The sequence below is a fragment of the Mesorhizobium shangrilense genome, from assembly GCF_028826155.1.
GTDB lineage: Bacteria > Pseudomonadota > Alphaproteobacteria > Rhizobiales > Rhizobiaceae > Arvimicrobium > Arvimicrobium flavum.
In genome coordinates, this window is record NZ_JAQGPN010000001.1 from 3,147,040 (window position 1) to 3,168,330 (window position 21,291).

The window sequence follows — 21,291 nt, forward strand, 5'->3', positions numbered from 1 at the left end:
TTCATCCACTAGAACCGAAGTCTCTGGTTGACCCAATGGGTTTCATCGGTCGACGATAGTCGCTTTCTCTCTCCATTCTCGCTTGCGACTTAGTTTCCGCCCGCAGTGCGTAGCTGGCTCACTAGTCTCGCGAGCTCGGGATCGTTCGGTCGCAGGAGGGCCAAAGCTTCGGCATGTTTGAGCGTATCCCGATAGCGGTGGAGCTTGAGGCCAAGCTGAATGGCCGCGCCCAGAAGGTCTGAGTCGGCCACCCCGCTTGCAACGGCTTGATCCAACGTCTCGAAGGCGTCTTCGCTCCGGCCGACAGAGTCAAGCGCCAGCGCAAGCGTTGTCCGGTACTGGGCATTGGCGGGGGCGAGCCGGACGGATGCCTCGAGCTCTTCGATGGCGCCTGAGCGATCGTTTGCGCGAACGAGCGCCAGGGCGTGACCATAGCGGAGGAGCGGATCCTCCGGCAGTATCGCGATGGCCGCGGCATAGGTGCGTTCGGATTTCTCGTTCTGGGCGGTCGCCCTGTAGAGTTCGGCGAGATTGGCGTGCGCGCCGGCAAGGCTTCCGTCGAGCGAAATGGCGCGACGCAGCGCGGCTTCCGCTTCGTCCACTCGACGCTGACCTATGAGGAACAGGCCGTAGGTATTGTGTGCCTCGGCCATGTCGGCATTGGATTGAACGTAGGCGCGCAGGTCCTCCAGCGCAGCGTCGAAGCTGCGCCGCTGGTCGCCGAGCAGGTCGGCGGTCGGCGCGCTGCCGAGAGCCGTGGCGGCGGCCACCCGGACGGCGCGGGTCTCATCGGCAAGCAACCTGCCAACAGCATCGATCCTCAATTCAGGCGGGAGGTTACCGGCCGCCTGCGCGGCCCCCAGCCGGACAAGGGGATCGGGGTCCTCCGACGCCGCCTTCACGTCGGCAAGGGCGGCCTCGCCGCCAAGTCGACCGATCTCCGCGACCGCACTTCCCTTGACGATGCCAGCCTGCTCCCGATCGGCAAGGAGCGCACGCAACGCCTCAACCGCGGCCGGATCGTCTTTCGCTGCGCCAGCGAACGCGTGTGCGATGGTCGGGCGCTCGCGCCATGCCGTCCCGTACCATTCGTCCATCGCTGCCGCCGCCCACTCGTTCGTCTCCGCCGCATGGCAGGTCGTGCAGGGGTTCGGCGTGCCATAGGCGATTGACAAGTCGGGCCGTGGCACGACGAACGAATGGTCCCGCCGCGGATCGACCTTCATGTAGATGCGCTCCGGCATGTGGCAGTTGGCGCAAAGGCCGCCGGCGGAGCCGACCGCATGATGTGTGTGCTCGCGCGTATCGAAACTGCCGCTCGGATCAAAGCTTGTGAAACGGTCCGACTTTGTCTCGGTGTGGCACTGTGTGCATATCGCGTTACCCGCCGCCTTCAGGGTCGCCTCGTGTTGCTGGTGGCACTCGAGGCATCCGACGCCGGCCCTCGCCATCTTGCTTTGCTGGAACGAGCCGTATTCGAACACCTCGTCCAGTATCTGTCCGTCGGGAAAGTAAAGGTCCGGGCGCAGCAGGTCAGGCGAGAAATGATCCAAGAAAGTCTTGCCCGGTCCGTAGCCGTCGACAAGTTTTATCCGGCGCGAATGGCAGCCCAGGCACACATTCTGGTCGACAGGGGCCAGGCCAAAATCGGTGGTGGGCGGCGGGACTGCCGCCTCAGCCCATTCCATGTGTTTTCTGCCGCCGCCGTGGCATGACTGGCAACCAATGCTGGTCGCGACATAGGTCGACTTGTACTCGCCGGTTCCCGGCTGAAAGTTCGCCTGCGGATCGGTCGAGTGGCAGTCGATGCACGTCCTGTTCCAGCGGTAGAAGGGGCCGGTCCAGTGGGAAGTGGTACCGGGTTTAGCCGGTTTGCCGGAACCCAACCAGAACCATTCCCGCTTGTTCGCATCCCAAGCGATATCGAGCGCTTGCAGCCTGCCACCGCCGATATCGACGAGATATTGCTGCAGCGGTTCGTAGGCAAAGGTGTACTTGACCTGGAATTCGGCTTGCTTGCCGTCGGATCCCTCCGTTCGGACGAGGTATTGGCCGTCACGCACGAAAAAAGTGGTCAGGATGCCGTCATGCTCGAAGCGGGTGTCGTCAAAGTTCGCGCGCACGGTCGTTTCGTCGGCAACGGCCATCGCCTTGGCGTGGTGCGACTTGGCAAATGCTGCCGCCTGCTTCTCATGGCAGGTAGCGCATTTCTTCTCATCGACGAACCCATCATGAACGGCAATCTGCGGGTCGGACACGTGAGGACTGGTCTCCGTCGCCGATACATATCCAGCCATGGCAAACGCGAGAAAGAACCCCAGCGCTATTTGCAGCAAGACGCCTTTGCGAGGCTCAGTCATGGTGATCGGGCTCGCTCAGGGCGATCCTTATTTCCTGAAGGAAGCGCAGCAGAGCGCCCGTGAGCAGGGCCAGAGCCACGACAAACAATACGCCCGCGCCGGGTTCGTGACGATAGCCCAAAAGGCTCACCACGAACCCGAACAACAGAAGCGCGGTGATTGCGATGCCGCTGGTCACCACCAGATGCAGCGAATGGTTCAGGAGGCGTTCCCGACGCTTCAGCCTGGCAATGTCCGCTTTCAGCCAGGCGCGCGCCGCATCATCGTCCGCGATCAGGTTCAGCTTGCGCAGCCGATCGGTTACGCGCGTCATCCGGGCAATCAGGATCGAGATCAAAGCGGCGATCGCCGTGAGCAGGAATGACGGCGCCAACGCGTGCGAGATGACGATCGAAAGCTGGTCAGCATCAATTTCGGGCATCGGCCGCGTTGCTCCTGTCGGTGCCGGGCGGGGCTGAAGACGCTCGCAGCTCGAAACAGATCACCTTGCCTACGCCCCTTGTCCTGCCGCTAGGTAATGGCGTTCACTGCGCGCGCTGCGACGATCACCAAGGTCAGCAACGCAATGCCGCTCTCCAGCATCATCAGCATCTTGGCCCGCCGGCTCAGTGGGAGGACATCTGTGGGGCTGAACGCGGTCGCCGTGTTGTAGGCCAAAGAAAGATAGTCGAGGAACAGTGGCCGCCAATCCGGCGAAGCGACATCAGGCGTCGCGGCCTGCGGAAAGAGCCAGTCCGGAGAATTTTCCCCGCTCTCCCTGGCGGAAGGACCACCACGATCAAGCTGCCAGTAGAGCATCGCAAAGGCGAGCACGTTGGTGACCCAGATGGCCAGTGATGACGAGAGCAAGGAGACCGCGCGCGTCTCCGGCGGATGCAGCGTGATGATGCCGATCATGTCCGCAAGCTCCAGCGTCGTGTTCGCGACGTATCCGGCTGCGAACAGGATGATGACGATCCTCTCTGCGCGCTGCCAAAAGAGGGCGTTGCCGGCGGAAAAGGTGACGGCGGCCATCGGCACCAGAATCACCAGCGCAATGACATACGAAAACCACTTCGGCGCGATCTGGACATGATGTGGCAGCACCTCGAGCAATCCGAGCACCACGACGATGGCGAGCGCAGGAGCCCAGCGCAGTTCATGTCGAGACGGCGACCTCGCATTGGCCATGATCGTCCACCGAAGCGAACCGGTACCAAATCTATCGGAGCGGATCCGCCAGGGTCTAAGGACCTCGAGACCGTGCCTAAGCTCCGCTCGTGTTCATAACCCGACGGCCTAACGCCCCTCGGCGCGAGGGGTGCAGGACGCGAGGCGCTAGTCTCCCGGGAACACCTTCTTCCAGTCGGCCTTCATATCGACAACGGTCCAGCTGTTTACGGCCGCGGCATCGAGCGCCTTGTCGAGACGTCCGAATTCGGTGTCACGATCGTAGGCGTATTCGCGCTCTGCGTCGGTGTGGTGCACGATCAGGCCAAAGCGGGCGCCGGGGGCCATCGTAGTCCATTGAAGCATTTCAAGGTCGCCGTCGGAATTTCCGAACGCGGCGATCGGCTTGCGGCCGATGTGCTCATTGATGCCTACCGGCTTGCCGGCCTTGTCGTCGATGAAGTTGACTTGCGGCAGGCGAAACAGGGTGGGCGTGCCGTCCTTCATCTCGAATTGCGTCTTGATCGAGGAACCCACCACCTGCTCGGGCGGAACTCCGTAGACCCGCTCGGTCCAGGGGCGCATGAGCTCGATGCCGCCGCCAGAGACGATGAACGTCTTGAAGCCGTTGGCGCGCAGATAGGAAAGGAGTTCGAGCATCGGCTGATAGACGAGATCTGTGTAAGGCTTCTTGAAACGGGGGTCGCGCGCGGTCGTGATCCAGTCCGCTACGACCTTCTGGAACTCGTCCGTGGTCATGCCGGCATGAGTTGCCATGATAAGCTCCATCAGCCCCTTTTGGCCGGCTGCCGCGAGCGCCTTCATGTCCCCGTCGAGCGCCGCCTTGAACGGCTGGGTCGTCTTCCATTCCGGGTGGTTCAGCGCCTCGGCCCGCACCCGGTCGAGCGCGAAGGCAAGCTGGACGTACATCGGATGCTCGGTCCACAGCGTGCCGTCATTGTCGAACACCGCGATGCGCTCAGGCTCGGCCACGAAATCGGCCGACCCCTCCTTGGTCACTTTCTCGACGAACTCGACGATCGCAGCCTTCGGGGCTGTGTCGTTCCATGACGGCAATGGATCGGTCTGGGCGGTTGCTGCAATAGGAGACAGGGCAACCGCCAGGAGCACAATGACGGCACGCGCTGCCGTCTGGAGATGACGTGGCATGAGCATCATTTTCTCCGCCGTTTCGGTCGTCAACGCGAACAGGAGGAGGCCCGGCGCCCAGGCCTCCGGGACGGTCGGTCAGTTGCCGCTGGGCATCGTCATGGTGACGCCTTCTTTCTCGAGCTGATCGCGAACCCACTGGAACCGCTGGTAGCTCGAGATCGTGAGGGGACCGGTGTAGGTCATGCTCTGCAGCTTGCGCGGCGGATACTCCACATAGGTCTTCATGAGCTTGGTGATGGCTTCCGAGATCGTGACCATAGCCCAGGTGTGCTCGGTGAAGTTGTTCATGAAGATGTCGTAGCGCTCCTGGGGGTCCTGCAGGAGATCGAAAATCTGCGGAGCCGTCGCGACGTATTTATCGGCCCCCTTCCAGCCGAGGTTCGAGTCAACCGCCAGTCCGCCAGTCTGCGCACCATTGTCGCCGCGCAGGTTGAAAACGGCCTTGAGACTGTTGACGCGGGCGGCGCCGGGCGACAGTTCGTTCTCGGTGAAATAGAACCACTCAGTGCGCGGCGACTTGCCCGAGCCGGTCAGAACGGGCGTCATGTCGTAGCTGTCGAAGATTATCGGCTTGTCCTCCCGGTCCTTCGTCGGCAACGGTACTTTGGCTGCCGACGCAAAGGTCGCCATCAGGTCGAGACCGCCGATTATCTCATGGTTCCTGGAGCCGGGCTTGGTCTTGCCTGGCCAGACGGCGATTGCCGGAACGCGGTTGCCGCCTTCACGGACCGTTCCCTTGGTGCCGCGGAATGGCGTATAGCCGGCGTCCGGGTAGACATCCTGCCATGCGCCGTTGTCGGTCGTGTAGAAAACCAGCGTATTCTTGTCCATGCCAGTGTCGCGCAGCTTATCCATGATATGGCCGATGCGGGTGTCGAGTTCGACGACAGAGTCTGCATATTTCGACTTTGATATCGACTTGTGCTGGAATTCCGGCGCCGGCATGTTCGGCTGGTGGACCTTCATGAAGTTCACATTAATAAAGAAGGGTTGGTCCGGCGTCTTGGCTGCATCATCGAGGAACTCGATGGCCGCCTTCTCGACATAGCCGTCGAAGAAGGGGATGCCGACGACACCCTCCTTGCCGTCGATCACAGGTGTGTCGACATATTGGCCGTTGATCTTGAAGTCCTCCTTCGCGGTCTCCCCGGCATTGCCGGACAGCGACCCCTTGGTGACCTTCTGGAACATTTCACGCAGCGCCGGATCCATGCCCGGGAACCAGGTCGGATCGGCGTAGGTGTAGGCATTGAGGTGGTAGAGCCCGGCATACTTCATCACATCGTAGCCTTGGGCATTGGGCAGAGCATAGTCGGCTTCGCCCAGGTGCCATTTGCCGGTGAAGTAGGTCTTGTAGCCGCCCTGCTTGAGCACCGAGGCAAGCGTCCATTCCGCCGCCGGCAGTCCGCCGCCCTGACCCTGGAAGGCGACCGTCGTCATGCCGCTGCGGTTCGGGATGCGACCGGTCTGCATAGCGGCACGGCCGGGCGTGCAACTCGGCTGGGCGTAGAACGAGAAGAAGGTCATCCCTTCGGCTGCGAGCCTGTCGATGCTCGGCGTCGGCATGCCGCGTCCTTCGCCTCCGCCGTAGGGGCCAAGATCGCCATAACCGGTATCGTCCGAGACGATAAACAGGATGTTGGGTCTTTGCGCATCCTGTGCGAGGGCGACTGGGGTAAAGCCACTGTAGAGTGCGATCATGGCAGCCCAGGTCGCGATGCCATAGCAAGGAATTCTAGGTCGCATCTTTCTGCTCCTTCACTGGAGAATAGAAACGCCCGCCGCCCGAACCCGATGGTTCCTGCCAGTGCGCCGACTTAACCCGCTCGGCGCGCCATGAGAATGCAACGATAGTTCAGCCCACGACTTGGTGATATTGTCCATTGGGGAATTTGCTCGCAGGCAGATGCGGCGGGGCTGCTCAGGACCTACTTTCCAAAGCCTGGTACATGAGGGACAACCGCAATGTTTCGCGATCAGAGTATTCGATCGTCATTTCGAACAGCGCTAGGTCGTCTTGTCGAAACCTATGGTTTTCATGTGACCTGATACGAATCTGGCGAGGATTTCCTGGCGCGAGTGCCAAGATCCGAAGCCGACTGCATCCTCCTCGACCAGTGCATGCCGGGACTCAGCCGTCCGGATCTGCATAAGAGGCTTGCCCAGGCGACCCCCTGTTGCCGATCGTCTTCCAGACGGGCCAAGGCAACATCGCAGCAGGCGTTCAGAAGGATGGCGCCGACGATTTTATGGAGAAACCCGTCCCCTCAACGATCTTGCGGGAGGTGATCGAGCGCGCGCTCGCCCACCACATCATGGAAAAGCTCAACGTGACATCACTTGCCGCGATGGTTTCCGTCGCCGAGAAACTGGGGCGCATTCAGCTATACAGCCTCGCTGCCAATCTCTTCCCCAAAGGCCAATATATCTGCCCCCGCTAGCTCGGCTCACCATCCCGGCAGCCGCGAGTTCGCACGATCATCAGCTCTCCGATGAGCCGAAGCTAAATGCCTATTGCCTGCTGCGGTTCTCTTCGGAGGTGCGGGCCCTGACGTCGACCAATGGCGCAACCACGACCTTTGGCGTCGCCATCGTAGATGTCCGCTTCCGGGCACCGCAAAACTGATACTCTACGGCCGAGATGCGGGCATTGCTGCCATTTCCTGGCGCGCGAAGAATCCGGTAGCCTCTCTCCGCCATCTGGCGAGACCCGAGTCTGCGCCAGCTTCGGCGACGCACTACACGCGGACCACAAGCGTCGGATCGAACTTTGTGTTCTCATCCTCGTAGCCGCGCGGGTTGCACACGATGCGCATGTCGCCGACGATGTAGTCACAGCTGTCATGCGTGTGGCCATGCACCCAGAGCGCGGGCCCGCCGCTTTCTATCACGCCGGACAGGTCCGATGCATAGGCCGCATTGAGGAGGTCGCCCTGGAAGCGCGGCGGGATGGATCGGGCATGCGGCAGATGATGGGTGACCACGACCGTCTTGATGGGATCGGCTTTTAGGGCGGAGTCGATGAACAGGCGTGACTGCTGGTGCATCCGGTACGCTGTTTCGGGTACGAAGCGCTGCCACGGGTTCCGCTGTGTGGCGATCTGGCGATAATCGTTCATGCGCTCGCGCGCGTGGAACATGGCCACCTCCGGATGTCCCTTGATCCGGTAGTCGGTCCAGAGCGTGGCGCCTATGAAACGGATACCCTCGACGACGGTGACGTCATTCTCGAGGAAGTGAACATTGGGGAGTTGAGCTGCCGCCGATCGACCGTCTTCCAGTGCTTCCTTGATCGAGCCCTTGTAGAACTCGTGGTTTCCGGCGACGTAAACGCAAGGCATGGCGTGAGCGATGTGCCTGGCCAGCCAGTGCACGCCATTGGCAGGAGCGCGGCAAAGATCTCCAGCCATGACGCAGACGTCGGCGTCGGGGATGGCCAAAGGCTGCCGCAGGTCGGCATACTCGAGATGCAGGTCGGAGAGAATCCAGATTTTCATGTCAGCGAACCAGAATGTCGGTCATTCGCCGCCCGGCCTTTTGAACCGACTCCACACCAGCTGTTCCGCAGGAAGGCCCTCCCTGACGGAGATTTCCTTGCCGGTGACGGCCTGGAAACCTGCTGCATCCAGCGCCTCGCCAAAGGACTGCTTTTCAGCTGCAGCCTGAAACATCTCGACCAGATCGTAGAGCGACATGACGACGATCATGTCCTTAGACTTGTGGCCGATCAGTTGCGGCGTGCCATGGCCGGCCTGGCTGAGGATGTTGTCGAAGCGATTTCGGGCAGCCCGAACCGTATGTCGCCCGACGCCAACAGCGCGCAACGCCGAAACCAGTGCGGTTGCGGCCTCCTGCCTGTTCGTGCTGCCGACGGTCTGAAGCGCCGCCACAAGCCTCTGGTCCATCAGACACCCCCGTTCCCGCCGCTGCCACCGTTGTCGAGGATCCCTTCCGACCAACATGCTTGGCCACTGACAGCCGGGCTTGGTCCCTTCTCCGTTGGAGGGCTTGCAGCATGTGCGCCGCTCATTGCGATTCTCGGTGCCGTTCGCGGGTTTCGACAAGCGCTTCGACGAGACGCACCACCTTCCTGATCGAGCCACCCTTCCAGGCGCGGACCAGGGCCTCGATCTCGTATCCCTCAAGCGGTGTCGCCCAGCGCGGGTCGTGGCCCTGCTCGAGATAGAGCTTCTCGATAATGCGGCTCGCCAGCAGCGGAAGATGTTCCGGGCCAGGTTCTGGAAAACGAAGGATGCGGCATCGGTCGCGCAGCACGGCCGGAACGCTGTCGACTTCGTTCGCCGTCATCAGCCAGGAGATTTGCGACAGGTCGCAGTTCGACTCGACATAAGGGTCGAACCAGCGGGACGAAGTCTCCTTCTCGAGAAGTCCCACCAGGACGTCATGGACATTGCCGTTGTGGCGGCTGTTGCCCACCTTCTCGATCTCGTCGAGGATGATCGCGGGTCCGGCGCTTTCCTGGCGGCGCACCGCCATGACGGCGAGGCTCGGCTCACCGGATGACCAGCGGCGCGGGGTGCCGCCGATCGCGCTGTCGCTCAAGCCGCCGCAGGAGACCAGTTCGTAGGGAACGCCTAGTTCCTCGATCAATCTTCTCGAAAACCTCGTCTTGCCACATCCGGGCGCTCCGAGCAGGATGGTCGGCCGTATCAGCACATGATCCCTGCCGACGAGCCCCTTCAACATCTCGTCGGCTATCGACACGGCCCAGGGAAACTCCGCTGTCAGTCGCGTCCGGACGACGGAAAGGTCGGGCGCAATGGGCAACGGAAGGCGGCGCCGCGCAAATCCCACGAACTCCTTGGCGACGCGCTTCCCCTCCGTGGTCGTGTCGTTGCCGATGGAGGTGAATACGACCACCGATCCATCCATTTCGGCAGCGCCCACCGTCTCGTCTTCGAGGTCCAGCACGAAGGCATCGTCGGCAGGGACCTCCTTCTGTTCCGGCTCTCTCTTTCTCACTGCGCGCTTGATTGCCGCCTCGAAATCACGCTCGTAGCCATGCTGCGTGAGGGCGAGCGATCGTTGCGAGGCATAAAAGCCGTCGATCTTGACCGCATGGGCGAGCGTACGTGCCATCACGCCCCAGGCGAGCGCCCGACCGACCATTTGCAAGTCATCACGTTCGTTGATGTCTCCCAGAACGACCGTTGCAGCTTCGCCGGCAATCGCGGCCGCAGCATCCGGGTCGCCGAAGGAGGCCAGATAGTACTGGCACCGCAACCGACACGCCGCGACTGGCACGCCCTTCACGTCATCCACGGCATCGAGGCACCGGACCAGGGACTGCACGCCGTCTTCGCTTTGCACGACAGCCAGTTCCTCCAGGACTGCGGCGAAGGCGGCAAGCGCGAGATCGCCGCGCTTTCTCATCCTTCGTGACAGGCGCTCGGCATATTCCCGGATGTCCTCTTTAAGGTCATTGCGGAAGAAGTTCATGCCGCGCAGCAGCTCGTCCTCGCTCGGCAGGTGCAGTCCCTGCAGGGCAGCGGTCAGGCGGCGGCTGAAATGGCGGTCCAGTGAATCCTTGGAACTCATCGCCACGCCTCAGGCATTCAAGCCGGAACGCTCGGCGGGGCGGCCGAGCCGATACCAGCGCGAAAGCGTCCGCGCCCAGGCATGGTCCTTCGACAGTAGCCACAGGGCCGACGTGCCGATCAGCCTGTTCTCGCCGACAAGCTCGGGATGACCCGTCGACAGTCCGGCAAGGCAAGGCACGGTCCGCATCGCTAGGACCCATCGGTCAAGGACCGGCGCATCAACACCGGCCATCGCCTCCGGAGGCACACCACGATGAATGCGTTCCATGTCGGCGACCAGCGCGGCCAGCCGCTCCATCTCACATGCAAACTCGACCCTGGGTTCGTCGCGCTGGTTGAACAGCAGCATTAGCAAGCCTCCGTCTGTCCGCCCAAGGATTCGACCCTTTCGGATCCTTGATTCGCTGGAATCAACGAAACAGACATACGGCGCCCGCTGATCGGCGTCCAGAACGCCATTTATTGGCGTCGGTGACGTCGATTTGTGGCGACTGCATTCCTGTGGTCGAATGCCGTGTAATGAACGTCTGGCGGAAATGATTGTACCGAACGAAATCTTGCGGGCCGCGCGCGCGGCGCTGGACATGAGCCAGTCGAAATTGGCGGAGTTATCCGGTGTCGGAAAGCGAACAATCCTGCGAATTGAGAGAAACGAACGTGTCGCGGTAAGAACGCTGCAGCGCGTTCAAGCGGCACTGGAAGCGCAAGGTGTGGAATTCACTCCAAGCAACGACGACAAAGGGCCGGGATTGCGCATTCCCTTGTCGCTTCTATCGCGTGACGATCTGCGGTTCTAACCGCTTGACTAAATTGAGAAGCTGCTGCGGCGAACCAATGGACGTCGCCCCTAAAGGAACGAGCCAGCGAGAAATTGCTGGCTTGGCAAGGAAGCAGCCTCATTCCTGTCGTGCTCAAGATGCTCTGCACGCACCACCGCGGACCAGAGCAGTCATATCGAGCCAAAGGTTCGCTGGAATTCTGCTCTCAAAGCCCACCTTAGGTGGGTCCGGGCGCTTGGCACTGAAGGCACCGGAAACGAACAGCGGCGGAGACTTGCAGACGCAGTTGGGGGCGGCTTCGGCGCTATTGAATGGCGCGCCGCCCCCAACTGCTTATGACGGGAGCGAGCGGCGTGCTGTACTAGCGACAGAAAAGAGTGGGGGGATGTTTCGCATACGACTCTCCCAATAGGTCAAAAGAAGCCTTTACAGCTTTGTGTTTGGCCCCGGTCCGGATTTCTCCAATCAGGCGGTGGTTCACAGTCCTCTTCGGCGAGTGAAGTAAGCGAGTATATCCTGGTCGTTGAACTGCTTCCGGCGGATCATGGCCTTAACCAGTGCCGCTTCCCACTTCTCTAGAGCGTCGGGCGTTCTGACTGAATCTAAGAGATTCTAGCAGCTGGGTTTTCGTGATTCACTTCGGTTGGAGGTGATTTGCGATGACCCGATCCTATTCGCTTGATCTTCGTGAGCGTGTTGCGGGCTTTGTGGGGCGCGGCGGGACGTGTCATGCGGCTGCGGCCCATTTCAGCGTTTCGGTGTCGTTCGTCGTCAAGCTGATGGCGGCGTATCGTGCGAGCGGCAGCCTCAAGGCAAAGCCGGAGGGCGGCTGGCGCTACTCGAAACTCGATCCGCACCGGGATTTCCTGGTGCGCCGGATCGCCGAGCAAGACGACATCACCATGCCGGAGCTGGCTTCCGAACTGGCCGGGCGAGACACGGTCGTCGCGCCGTCCTCGATCTCGCGCTGGCTGATCCGCAACGGCTACCGCTTCAAAAAAAACGCTGTTGGCCAGCGAGCAGGACCGGCCCGACGTCGCAGCCGCGCGCCAGGAGTGGGTCGCCCGCCAGCCGAGGATGCGGCTTGAACCCCATCGCCTGGTGTTCATCGACGAGACCGGAACCACCACAAAGATGACGCGCCTGCGCGGCCGATGTCCAAAAGGCCAGCGGCTGCGCTCGAAGGCGCCGTTCGGGCACTGGAAGACCCAGACCTTCATTGCCGGGCTGAGATGCTTCGGCCTGACTGCGCCCTTCGTCGTCGACAGGCCGATGAACCGCTGCATCTTCGAAACCTATGTCGAGACCCAACTCGCACCGACGCTGTCCAAAGGCGACGTCGTCATCCTCGACAACCTCGCCGCCCACAAGAGCCCAAAGGCGCAGGCCGCCATCCGGGCGCGTGGCGCATGGATGCTGTTCCTGCCGCCCTACAGCCCCGATCTCAACCCCATCGAGATGGCCTTCTCAAAGCTGAAGGCTCACCTCAGGACGCGCGCCATCCGAACCATCGACCGCCTCTGGCAGGCCATCGGCGACATCTGCACCCTCTACCCATCAACCGAATGCCAGAACTACTTCAAGGCCGCCGGGTATGCCTGAATGCACGCCGCTCTAGGGTGTTGCCTCGCCGTCTTTGACCTTGGCTGCTCTATCACATCTTGATCGCCGCCGAGCTCCCGCTCACCGACTGGTTCGTCGTCGCCAGGGACGGGAATAACTGCGGCATGATTCTGGATCATTTCTGTTCGCTTCCCCCACCACCATGACGGCCATATAGAGGGAGTCGCGCGGCCAGCAACAGCGGGTCGCTAGATCGAGAAGGCTAAGGCGTTCCCCCGCTCAAGACTTCTCGGAGACGAGCAGACGATTTCGTTGAGATGGTCGAGATCACCCACCAGGACCACGGTTTCGATAGCCCGCGTGATCGCGGTGTAAAGCATGGTCCGGTCGAGCAGCTTTGACTGCACAACGGGGATGATGACCCGTTTGAACGCGGAGCCTTGCGCCTTGTGGACGCTGATTGCCCAGCCGTAGGTAAGTTTCTCAAGGTCCGCCGCGGTGATCGCGTCTTCCACTCCGTCGTCGAACCGAACCCAGGCACCCTTGGGATGGAGCTTGGAGACGATGCCCAATGAGCCGTTCATGAACCCTGCGCAGATCGGATTGCCCGTTACCTTGTCGACTACAGGGTCTCCTGCGGCGTCGAGCTGAGGGGACTTGGTATAGTCGTTCTTCAACCACATGATCTTCGAGCCGACGCTCAAGCCCCAGTCCTCGATGTTTGCCTGCCGGGCCATATACTCGACCTCGATGGCACGGTTCAGTTCCTTCGATCCGGCCGGGCCGTTCTTCACCTGGGTGAGTATCTGGACGTCCATCTCGTGCAGAGCTGCTGACTTGCCGTAGGCTGGCACGCGGCCACACATCGCGCGGAAGGCAGCTACGGTCTTCCCGGCCACGTCGTCTTTCGACGCCGGGAAGAAATAGACGCCAGGTGTCAATGCGACGTTCGGATCAAAGCGTCTGAGGTCGACTGCCTTCCCGATGCGCACAGCCGATGCGACGGCTGGGATGCCGGTGGCATCGTCTTGCCTGTGAACGACATCCAAGGTAACCGAAGGGATGTCCGCTGTCTTGACCATGGTGTGGAAGGGAAGGCCGGGTCCGATAGGCGGGAGCTGACCGGGATCGCCGATGAAGATCAGGTTGACCTCGATAGGCAACTGGGCGAGCACACGGTAGATCGACGGGGTATCGAGCATCGACGATTCGTCGAAGATAAGGGTTCCTGCCTCGATACGGCGACCAGCATCCTCGATGCCGTGAACTAGCCGCGAGAGGGTGCTTGCCGGGCGGCCTGTCGCTTCGCTGATCCGCCTGACGGCACGGCCTGCCAGAGCCACCTGCAGATGCTCGACGCCATGGCGTTGGGAAACTGGAAGACCATCGCGGATGGACTCCAAGGCGGTGAGGATCGCCCGGACGACGGTCGTCTTTCCCGTGCCCGCGCCGCCGCTGATCACGCAGATGCCACAGGTCGTGGCCATGAAGACCGCCTCTCGCTGCGCATCGGTGAGGGCGTAACCGATATCCTCCTCGACCTTGGCGATGGCGTCGACGACGAGCTTGCCCTCGAAGCCCGGAACCTCACGACCAATGCGCTCGCCGATCTGTCGCGCGACCTCTTCCTCCATGAACTGGCAGGCCCTCGACTGCAGAAGCTCGGCGGCTGGCGACACCACGCGACCGCTGGCCACTGCCAGATCGATGGCACTCGCCGGATCGCCGGTCCAAGATGCGAGCAGGCGTTTCACCAGCGGTTTCAGAATCGGGGAAGGGGAGGCCATGTTTCCAGCCCGGAACCGGATTGCCAGCGCCTCCTCGACGGCGGCCGACAGTCGCCTCGGATCATCGAGGGCGACGCCCAGCCGAAGCGCCCTCGCGTCCACGTCCTTCCACGGCTCCAGCAACGTCATAGTGAACGGATCGGCCTTGATGCGGTCGATCGCTCCAGAACCCCAGACACGGGCGGCAGCACCCGCCACACGAGGCGAGACGCCGTACCGATCCAGCCAGCGGAAGATTTCGACCTCCTCGGCGAGCATGCCGAACCCGTGGACGATAGCGATGGCCCGATCCGCACCAACGACGTCCGCGAGCGCCTTCAGGTCCCGATCCCGGATTACGTCGTAGATAGTCTCGCCGAAGCGATCCCAGACCTTCTCCGCCGTCGCCCATCCGATACCGACAAAGCGCTTGTCGGCGGCGAGATGCCGGATGATCGCGCGCCCCTTGGTCACCAACGGCAGGGACACCTCGGCATGGAGTTGCGGTCCGTACCGAGGATGAAGCTGGATGTAGCCCGAGACACGCCACGTCTCGCCCACGGCTGGGTCGCGCGGCGATCTCTTCGAAGGGACGAGGGCACGACGGAGCTGTTCGGTCTCGTCGCGGCCGATGATGACATGGTCACCGAACCGGCTGGCATGAACGGACGTGATCGACAGCTCCCAAGAAGACTGCTCAGAACGCTCACCAAGGACCACGGCCGTCTGCCCCTCTGCACCGCCTCGTCGCTTAGTGGTCCCTGCCACGGTGCTCGACTCTCCGTTCACTGCGGCCACCCACGACGTTCCGTCGCGGGTCCCTGCGCCTCGCTCACTGCGTGCCGCTCACCGTGGCTTTTCGGGACCGCTACGACGCGGCTCCGAGGACCAGACTTCAGCAACCCAATCATGGAAGCCTGCCAGTCTCGGCGATAACCGCGCTCAGTCTTTTCAGGCGATCCAGCTCCCGGCGGAGCGAGGCGTTCTCGGCCAGCAGGCGAAGGTTCTGTTCTTCCAGCGCCATCTGGTCGGCGTCAGTCTTTGCCTTCTGTTCCCGAACGGCCTCCGCCTGCTCTAATCGCGTGAGGTTTGCCGTGCGGTCGCGGTCGTCGGCGTCGCGGAGGATCTCGGTGCAACGTGGATTGGTGCGGAAGACCTGTCGGTCGAAGCCACACTCCTTGGCGATGATGCTCTTGTTGAGATCGACGCCGTACCTTGGGAGCGGCTCGGCCTTGTGCCGTTCCAGATATTCGATGAGCGCATCGACATGCTCCTGCGCTACCTCGAGGCCACTCTTGCCAGTGCCCCGCGCCATCAGGTGTCCCTCCGCGACGAGAGGCTGATGACGTTTACGTCGGGAAGGCTTCCCATCTTTTCCAGCCTGTCGATTGTGGCCTGGTAGCGCTCGAAGAACCGTTTCCATGTAGGAAAGCCGCCCATCTCGGCGACGGACAGGATCATGGCCCGGTGCGAGGCGATCAGCAGTTCCTTGTCGGCCCGTAGCTGTTCGATTTCGGCATTCTTGACTGCGACCAGCCGCTCCAACTCGGTCCGGGACTTCTTGCTGCTGCGATCAACTGCTGCCCGGATCGTCTCCTGCTTTTTGACGCCCGTATGGACCATCGTGCGGCGGGTTTCATTACGGGTTATGTCCGTCGCATGCTTGAAGACATCGCCGCTACGCCTGCAAACGGCTCTGACGGTGATGGTTTCATTCTCGGCAATCATCGCCTCAAGCAGTTCCTCAAGGATTTGGCTCTTATCAATCATCGAGGTCCCTCAGGCGCTTCATCGTGTCTATGATGGTGGTGCCAGCTTTCTGCTCGGCCGTGACGGACAGGTCGGTTCCGTCGGGGAACACCTGCATTCCCGGCGCTGTACCGAGCGCCGTCACGATGTTTTCGTACCGGACACGGGCGTGGGTGAGCTGGTTCGCCCAGCCGATGTTGCGGCGGTCCTCGGGCAGTGCCTCCAGCGTGATGATCACCTTCGCGAACCTGTCCCGCATGCGCTGCAGGTTTTCCTGTTCGCTGATCACGTTCGTCCGCGCTAGGTGGAGACACCCGTTGAAGCATTCGAGATGCTTGGGGCAGGGGTCGCTGGTAAAGCTGTTCATGCACAGTCCGTAGGGCGTGACATGGAGCCCGTCCGCCTCGGCGTTCAAGTAGTCAAAGGCAGCCTCGTCGCCGTATTCGAGCTGGACGCGGCGGAACTCTTCGACAACAGGACCTCGGGCCTTGTTCGCCGAGATGAGCTTGAAGACCTGCAACGCCTTGTCGCCAAGGCGCTCCTCGGCTTCTGGCGGAAGATCGATATCGGCAAGGTCCTCCGCGAGGCTGCGGTGGTCGTAGACGTGGCTCTGCTGGACACTGCGTCGGTTGAACTTCTTGGTGATGATCGTGTCGGCGACACCAAGACGGAACAGTTCGGTGTTCTGAAGGTGCCGCAAAGAGTGCGAGGTCAGCCGCAGCGCCCGGTCTTCTTCGGTCTGCCCATACCTCTCGAACAGGCTGTCTCCGCTCCCCTTGCCGCTGATCGCGTTGTTCAAGCTACCGCTATCGATTCGGCCAATCGCGGAATACATTGTGGTATCGAGGATGCCGTCGTTTCGCCCCTCGATCAGGTTCCTAACCGGCATGATGAACATGAGGTCATGGGGATAGAGTTTGGTGCCATCCGTGATCGTCGTGGGCGTCGTATCAGAGAGCTTGGTGCCCAAAACATCAACCATATGCCGTTCGACGTCACCTACACGCACATAGGCGTCCTGCCATGCGACAAGGCCCTTAATGGGCACGCCGGAAGCATTTCTGATCGCAACAGCCTTGAGATGTCCGCGATACCAATACTTCGGCATGCCCTTAGGTCGTCCAGGAACCTGCAATTGCCGGATTTCTTCAAGAAGCTCCGGATCATAGCTTTCTCGGTATCGACCTATTAGCTCTGGCGGAAGGTCAACGTCCGAGAAGACCGCATTCCCCGTCATCCGGACGTACATCTCCGAGGCAGGCACGAGGCCGTCTTCGGGATATTCCGGAAAGACCCGTCCGGCCTCAGCCTGCAGCCTCAGCCTCTCTCTTAGTGGAGCGGAAATCTTCTCGATGTGGTCGAGCGTCTGGACAAGAACATCCTCAAACATCGGCGGTACGTGCTGCGTGTTTTCGTAGAAGGACAGAACGTCCGCTCGCTCGTCTTCTTCCTGTTTCTCGGCGAAGTGGCGGATCATCAGGGATTTGGAGAAGCCCCCGCGCTCCCCGGCAGAACGCCCGTCGGCGTCCAGGTATTCACGCCATCGTTTCCAGTCCAAGGGAAGAAGGGCGGCTTCGCCTATCCGGAAGCCCATGATGATCTGCACCTTGAATGCTGCAAACCTAATCGCGTCAGAGAAAGTGCGCGGCGTTTCGGTGAAGACAATCCGTATCAGCTCCCAAAATGCGCGTTCGTCTGGTAGCTTCGAAGACGACTTCCGTTCCGCCAACTCCCGCCGCAGGCTCTGGCGGCCACCGTGGGCGTTCTGGCGTTTGCGGATGGCCTCCGCCTGCTGTTGGGCCGTTTTTGCTTCCTCATTCGCGTACGGGGTGCAGAAGCGGGAAAGGGCAGGGGTATCGGCAAGCTTCTGGCCGTCAAGAACGTTGCGAACGGTGGTGGCAAAGTCCAGTGCCAGTTTTCCCGATTCGGCAGATTGCAGGACTGCGTTATAGGCTTGCTGGACTTGTTCTGGCGTAACCGCCCAGGGAGGAGTGTCCCATGCGGCCGGAGCCAACCGTCGAATACCAGCGGCGATCTGCCTCGCGCTGACAGGCTTCGTCCGCCGAACGAGAAGCTGGTGGACGATCACCGCCTGGTACAGGTCGCGCCATGCTTGAGGCAATGGACCCGCGACCACCGGTTCCTGCCCCATCCTCTGTCTAATCTTGTTCAGCTTCACGAAGGCTGTTGGGTCCACTCCGACCTGCCCCAGCCATACGGTAGGAGGAGGGAGCATTCCCATCAGCTCCGTCAGGTTCCATCGCGTAGCACTGCTGACCTTTCCCAGGTCATCGCAGACGAGGTCCCAATTCAAACCCCGCCCGGCCGCCAACGTTTTCGCCGTCGCGATGTATTCCGCGTAGAAGGGGTTCATGCGAGATTCCGTTCTTCGCGGTCGGATTTCAGTTCCTCGACCACACGGCGCACGGCGTCGAGTGTGCCCTTGAGCTGTGCGTAGGCGGGTGACTGCTGGTTGTTCCGTGACGCGGACGCGAACTCGACGACGACTGGACGAAGACTTTCAAGCACCTCTTCGTGGATTTCAGGCTCGCCGAGCGGCATGAAGTTGGAGCAGGTGTAGCAGGCTAGAACCGGGTTCTTCATGCAGAGGCTCTGGCCGAGACCGCAACCGCCGATCCCAGCGATGGGAACGCCGTGCGGCACGGCTCCGATCTGCTGGTCGGATGGGAGGCCCAGGAGCATCGCCTTGTCGATGGTCTTTGTCTTCGCGATCTTGGCGACGTTCGAATAGATCGGCGAGATCGCCAAAGCCTCGTTGATCCGCTGCGCCTGGGCGGGCGACTTGTCGAAGTAGACGTTGGCGATCCGGTCGCTAGTCTGCCCCATGAACTCTGTAAGACCGGCATGGGAGATGCCGCCGTCGGCGAGACGCTGCGCTGCGGTGTGCCTGAGATCGGTCGGCGTCCAGGCATCACCGGTCAGTTCCTCGGTCAATTCCATGATGGCGTTGCTGACGCCTTTTGGATTGAGGCCAAAGAGCAGGCGAGGGGGCACCCCCTCCTCCGGCTGGATGGAACCACTTTCCCGGCGCTTCACCATCTCGTTGAACAACGGCCCCCACTCGCGCTTGATCCGCCTGGTCACGCGGATACGCTTGCTGCTGTCCTGCTGTTTGATCAGCGAGACGGCGACATGGACCGCGCCCGTCGAGAACAGCCTGACGTCGGCGAGTTCGACCCGGGCGATCTGGCCCGGCCGGAACGCATACTGATACGACATGACCAGCATGCAGACGTCCCGCAGTTCGCTGTCATCCAATGTGTCGCGATCGGCAGCCAGCGCCGCGCACATACTATCGATGTGGTTGACGATCATGGCCTGCTGGTCGAGCGGCAGGAAGCAATCGCCAGCCCGAACGACGCGATATTTGTCGACCTTCGGGCTTGTTAGGCCTCGAATTATCGAGGCGGCTGGAGGCATCCAGTGACCGATATTGAGGCGGCAGAGCGAGTGTAGCGCGGCTCTCAATGCATAACTTTCATCAGCCGTCACATCCGCCAGGACATATGTGTTCCAATGGGCGCGGGCGTCGAAGGGCGACGACGTGATGAGGTGGACGAGAGACGCGATCCCATGACGGGCAACATATCTCAGAAGGCTTCCGGTTTTGATGACCACCGTGGTTGGATCAAGGCGTTGCAACCAGTCAACGATGACGTGCTTAATCACGCTATCCGCAGGCTGATAGCGAGCAAGATCAATAGGAAAATGAAGCCCGTCTAGGAACAAGGAAATCGCGTCACTCTCCGCAAGATTGCGCAGAGATTGCGTCTCGTTGGTAAAATCGTCGAAGTACCTCACGACTGGCGGAAGCGGTGGCAGCTTGGCCGTCAGTCTGGTGATTTCGCCCAGCAGTTCAGGTTCCAGCTTGAATGCAGCCGCTTTCAATGGTCTCGCTCCGGATTGATGCGTCTCAAGGCGTCGACATAGGTGTCGAACTTCTCGTCCCAGACCTCGGCGAGGGGAGTTTCGAAGTAGGCCTTTGCATACAATCGGGGCATGTTAGATTTCTTCGACCAGCCAAAGAACACCCGCAGCTTTTCCTGCGCCTTGTCCACGTCAAGTCCGGCATCCTGATAACGCTTCATACGCACGACGGCCGACGTATGGCGGAGATCGTGACAGGAAACGCCCTGAAGCCCTTGCTTGGAAAGCGACTTTTTGGCTTCATCGGACAGGGCCAGCGTGGCGGTCTCGAAGATTTCGTTGAACGACCGCAACGACAAAGGCCTAGCCTTCTGCGACATGAGAAGGTGAGCGTAATTCACCCGGCCGCGATAGTTCCGGCTGTATCTTTGCTCCAGCTCGATGATCTCCTGCGGTAGCGGAAGCTGCCGCCGAGACGGCTCCGTCTTCAGTCCGGGCCGCTCGTATCGCGGGTCGCAGTCGTCGGTTTCCTCCACGTCCAGCCAGTGTACGGTTTTTCCCGCCACTGGATCGAAATCCTCCTTGAAGGAGCCTGAATGCAGCAGCGCGGCCTCGCCACGACGCAGACCGAGGCGCAGCAGCAGCATGAAGATCAGCAGATTGCGCCACCGGAGCGTCTCGGTTTTGAAGGGGTTTCGCGGTGATTCCGGGTTGAAGATTTCATACAGGTCCTCGATCACCAGCGGCGGCAGCGCACGAACCGCGGGCGTTGGCTTCTCCATGTTCGGCGCGAGTTGGCGATATAGCGCGTCAAGCCTCAGGAGTTTGGCCTCCATCTCGGCGGCACGAACACCGGACGCGTTCCCGGCGAAGCGAAGCATGTCGATCACGAAGCTTACGGCCGACGTCCAGGTGGACGTCTTGTCGACATTGGCGACGGCGGCCTCATTGCGAAGCTGCGCGAGGAAACCAACGAGGCAGTCCTCAAGACTGTCGGCATCGGCGTCGGCGATCAGACGGTCGAGGCAGTTACTGCCACGCTGGCGCTGGACGGCGTCATAGAGCCGATCCAACGCTGACAGATGCTTGCGGCGGGTCGACGGTTCCAGCGACGTCTTCAGAATGTCGCTCCAGATCGTCGCCCATAGCCCACAGAAAAAGCAACGGACTAAACCGCTTGTTATCGAGGATATCCACAACGGCGTGAACGGCGGTTTGAGTACAAAAAGCAACAGCCACGGAACCGCCGAGGTGTTCCATAATCTATCTTATGCGACTTAGGTCCCCGCTTCTCGATGCGTCA

Annotated in this window: 18 protein-coding genes; 3 read left to right on the forward strand and 15 right to left on the reverse strand. The window is 61.2% G+C overall.

What is annotated here, in order from left to right:
• Positions 1-89: 89 nt before the first annotated feature.
• From PD284_RS15200 to PD284_RS15220, 5 genes are all read right to left on the reverse strand, one after another.
• Positions 90-2,360, reverse strand: a complete 2,271-nt coding sequence (locus PD284_RS15200) for a multiheme c-type cytochrome (RefSeq protein WP_411956217.1) — start codon at positions 2,358-2,360, stop codon at positions 90-92.
• Positions 2,353-2,781 carry a DUF2721 domain-containing protein gene (locus PD284_RS15205; protein ID WP_274629023.1) on the reverse strand — a complete coding sequence of 143 codons (429 nt, stop codon included), beginning with the start codon at positions 2,779-2,781 and terminating at the stop codon, positions 2,353-2,355. The genes PD284_RS15200 and PD284_RS15205 overlap by 8 nt, the downstream gene beginning before the upstream one ends.
• Before the next feature lie 89 nt (positions 2,782-2,870).
• A complete protein-coding gene (locus PD284_RS15210) occupies positions 2,871-3,464 on the reverse strand; it encodes a hypothetical protein (protein ID WP_274630650.1) in 594 nt (197 codons plus the stop codon).
• A gap of 213 nt (positions 3,465-3,677) precedes the next feature.
• Positions 3,678-4,685, reverse strand: coding sequence for an HAD family hydrolase (locus tag PD284_RS15215; RefSeq protein ID WP_411956218.1), 1,008 nt, complete (start codon positions 4,683-4,685; stop codon positions 3,678-3,680).
• A 72-nt stretch (positions 4,686-4,757) separates the two neighbouring features.
• The gene (locus PD284_RS15220) at positions 4,758-6,383 is read right to left on the reverse strand and encodes an arylsulfatase (protein WP_274630651.1); all 1,626 of its coding nucleotides are present in this window, start codon (positions 6,381-6,383) and stop codon (positions 4,758-4,760) included.
• Between the two features lie 476 nt (positions 6,384-6,859).
• On the opposite strand from PD284_RS15220, the gene PD284_RS15225 reads away from it, so the two are divergent.
• Positions 6,860-7,123 (forward strand): response regulator transcription factor, encoded by a 264-nt coding sequence (locus tag PD284_RS15225; RefSeq protein WP_338036659.1) that lies wholly within the window; start codon positions 6,860-6,862, stop codon positions 7,121-7,123.
• A 297-nt stretch (positions 7,124-7,420) separates the two neighbouring features.
• Here PD284_RS15225 and PD284_RS15230 read toward each other — a convergent pair whose 3' ends face one another.
• The 4 genes from PD284_RS15230 to PD284_RS15245 all read right to left on the reverse strand — a co-directional run bounded on the left by PD284_RS15230 (position 7,421) and on the right by PD284_RS15245 (position 10,592).
• Positions 7,421-8,179 carry a metallophosphoesterase gene (locus PD284_RS15230; RefSeq protein ID WP_274629025.1) on the reverse strand — a complete coding sequence of 253 codons (759 nt, stop codon included), beginning with the start codon at positions 8,177-8,179 and terminating at the stop codon, positions 7,421-7,423.
• Positions 8,180-8,200: 21 nt separating this feature from the next.
• Positions 8,201-8,587, reverse strand: a complete 387-nt coding sequence (locus tag PD284_RS15235) for a hypothetical protein (protein WP_274629026.1) — start codon at positions 8,585-8,587, stop codon at positions 8,201-8,203.
• Between the two features lie 121 nt (positions 8,588-8,708).
• Complete coding sequence (locus PD284_RS15240; RefSeq protein WP_274629027.1) at positions 8,709-10,241, reverse strand: AAA family ATPase; 1,533 nt, start codon at positions 10,239-10,241, stop codon at positions 8,709-8,711.
• Between the two features lie 9 nt (positions 10,242-10,250).
• Entirely contained in the window at positions 10,251-10,592 is a 342-nt protein-coding gene (locus tag PD284_RS15245) for a DUF6634 family protein (protein ID WP_274629028.1), read from the reverse strand.
• A gap of 187 nt (positions 10,593-10,779) precedes the next feature.
• Here PD284_RS15245 and PD284_RS15250 point away from each other — a divergent pair, with 187 nt between their 5' ends.
• Positions 10,780-11,040, forward strand: coding sequence for a helix-turn-helix domain-containing protein (locus PD284_RS15250; protein WP_274629029.1), 261 nt, complete (start codon positions 10,780-10,782; stop codon positions 11,038-11,040).
• A 641-nt stretch (positions 11,041-11,681) separates the two neighbouring features.
• Positions 11,682-12,624 (forward strand): IS630 family transposase gene (locus PD284_RS15255; protein WP_274627599.1). Its coding sequence is split into 2 segments (ribosomal slippage): positions 11,682-12,017 and positions 12,019-12,624, totalling 942 coding nucleotides; the frame shifts between segments, so codons are not numbered across the junction.
• Positions 12,625-12,833: 209 nt separating this feature from the next.
• On the opposite strand, the gene PD284_RS15260 is transcribed toward PD284_RS15255, so the two are convergent.
• The 6 genes from PD284_RS15260 to PD284_RS15285 form a co-directional block, all read right to left on the reverse strand.
• The gene (locus PD284_RS15260; RefSeq protein ID WP_274629030.1) at positions 12,834-15,119 is read right to left on the reverse strand and encodes an AAA family ATPase; all 2,286 of its coding nucleotides are present in this window, start codon (positions 15,117-15,119) and stop codon (positions 12,834-12,836) included.
• A gap of 139 nt (positions 15,120-15,258) precedes the next feature.
• Complete coding sequence (locus tag PD284_RS15265; RefSeq protein WP_274629031.1) at positions 15,259-15,666, reverse strand: 26S proteasome regulatory subunit family protein; 408 nt, start codon at positions 15,664-15,666, stop codon at positions 15,259-15,261.
• On the reverse strand, positions 15,666-16,121 hold the full coding sequence (locus tag PD284_RS15270; protein ID WP_274629032.1) for a hypothetical protein: 456 nt from the start codon (positions 16,119-16,121) through the stop codon (positions 15,666-15,668). The genes PD284_RS15265 and PD284_RS15270 overlap by 1 nt, the downstream gene beginning before the upstream one ends.
• Positions 16,114-18,474 carry a hypothetical protein gene (locus tag PD284_RS15275; RefSeq protein WP_274629033.1) on the reverse strand — a complete coding sequence of 787 codons (2,361 nt, stop codon included), beginning with the start codon at positions 18,472-18,474 and terminating at the stop codon, positions 16,114-16,116. Before PD284_RS15275 ends, PD284_RS15270 begins: the two co-directional genes overlap by 8 nt.
• On the reverse strand, positions 18,471-20,009 hold the full coding sequence (locus PD284_RS15280) for a tyrosine-type recombinase/integrase (RefSeq protein ID WP_274629034.1): 1,539 nt from the start codon (positions 20,007-20,009) through the stop codon (positions 18,471-18,473). Before PD284_RS15280 ends, PD284_RS15275 begins: the two co-directional genes overlap by 4 nt.
• Complete coding sequence (locus PD284_RS15285) at positions 20,006-21,220, reverse strand: tyrosine-type recombinase/integrase (RefSeq protein ID WP_274629035.1); 1,215 nt, start codon at positions 21,218-21,220, stop codon at positions 20,006-20,008. Before PD284_RS15285 ends, PD284_RS15280 begins: the two co-directional genes overlap by 4 nt.
• Positions 21,221-21,291: the final 71 nt, after the last annotated feature.

Bases quoted from the DNA above. Each gene is read 5' to 3' on its own strand.
- PD284_RS15200 (WP_411956217.1), bottom strand. From the start codon at position 2,360: ATGACTGAGCCTCGCAAAGGCGTCTTGCTGCAAATAGCGCTGGGGTTC.
- PD284_RS15205 (WP_274629023.1), bottom strand. From the start codon at position 2,781: ATGCCCGAAATTGATGCTGACCAGCTTTCGATCGTCATCTCGCACGCG.
- PD284_RS15215 (WP_411956218.1), bottom strand. From the start codon at position 4,685: ATGCTCATGCCACGTCATCTCCAGACGGCAGCGCGTGCCGTCATTGTG.
- PD284_RS15220 (WP_274630651.1), bottom strand. From the start codon at position 6,383: ATGATCGCACTCTACAGTGGCTTTACCCCAGTCGCCCTCGCACAGGAT.
- PD284_RS15230 (WP_274629025.1), bottom strand. From the start codon at position 8,179: ATGAAAATCTGGATTCTCTCCGACCTGCATCTCGAGTATGCCGACCTG.
- PD284_RS15235 (WP_274629026.1), bottom strand. From the start codon at position 8,587: ATGGACCAGAGGCTTGTGGCGGCGCTTCAGACCGTCGGCAGCACGAAC.
- PD284_RS15240 (WP_274629027.1), bottom strand. From the start codon at position 10,241: ATGAGTTCCAAGGATTCACTGGACCGCCATTTCAGCCGCCGCCTGACC.
- PD284_RS15245 (WP_274629028.1), bottom strand. From the start codon at position 10,592: ATGCTGCTGTTCAACCAGCGCGACGAACCCAGGGTCGAGTTTGCATGT.
- PD284_RS15250 (WP_274629029.1), top strand. From the start codon at position 10,780: ATGATTGTACCGAACGAAATCTTGCGGGCCGCGCGCGCGGCGCTGGAC.
- PD284_RS15265 (WP_274629031.1), bottom strand. From the start codon at position 15,666: ATGGCGCGGGGCACTGGCAAGAGTGGCCTCGAGGTAGCGCAGGAGCAT.
- PD284_RS15270 (WP_274629032.1), bottom strand. From the start codon at position 16,121: ATGATTGATAAGAGCCAAATCCTTGAGGAACTGCTTGAGGCGATGATT.
- PD284_RS15275 (WP_274629033.1), bottom strand. From the start codon at position 18,474: ATGAACCCCTTCTACGCGGAATACATCGCGACGGCGAAAACGTTGGCG.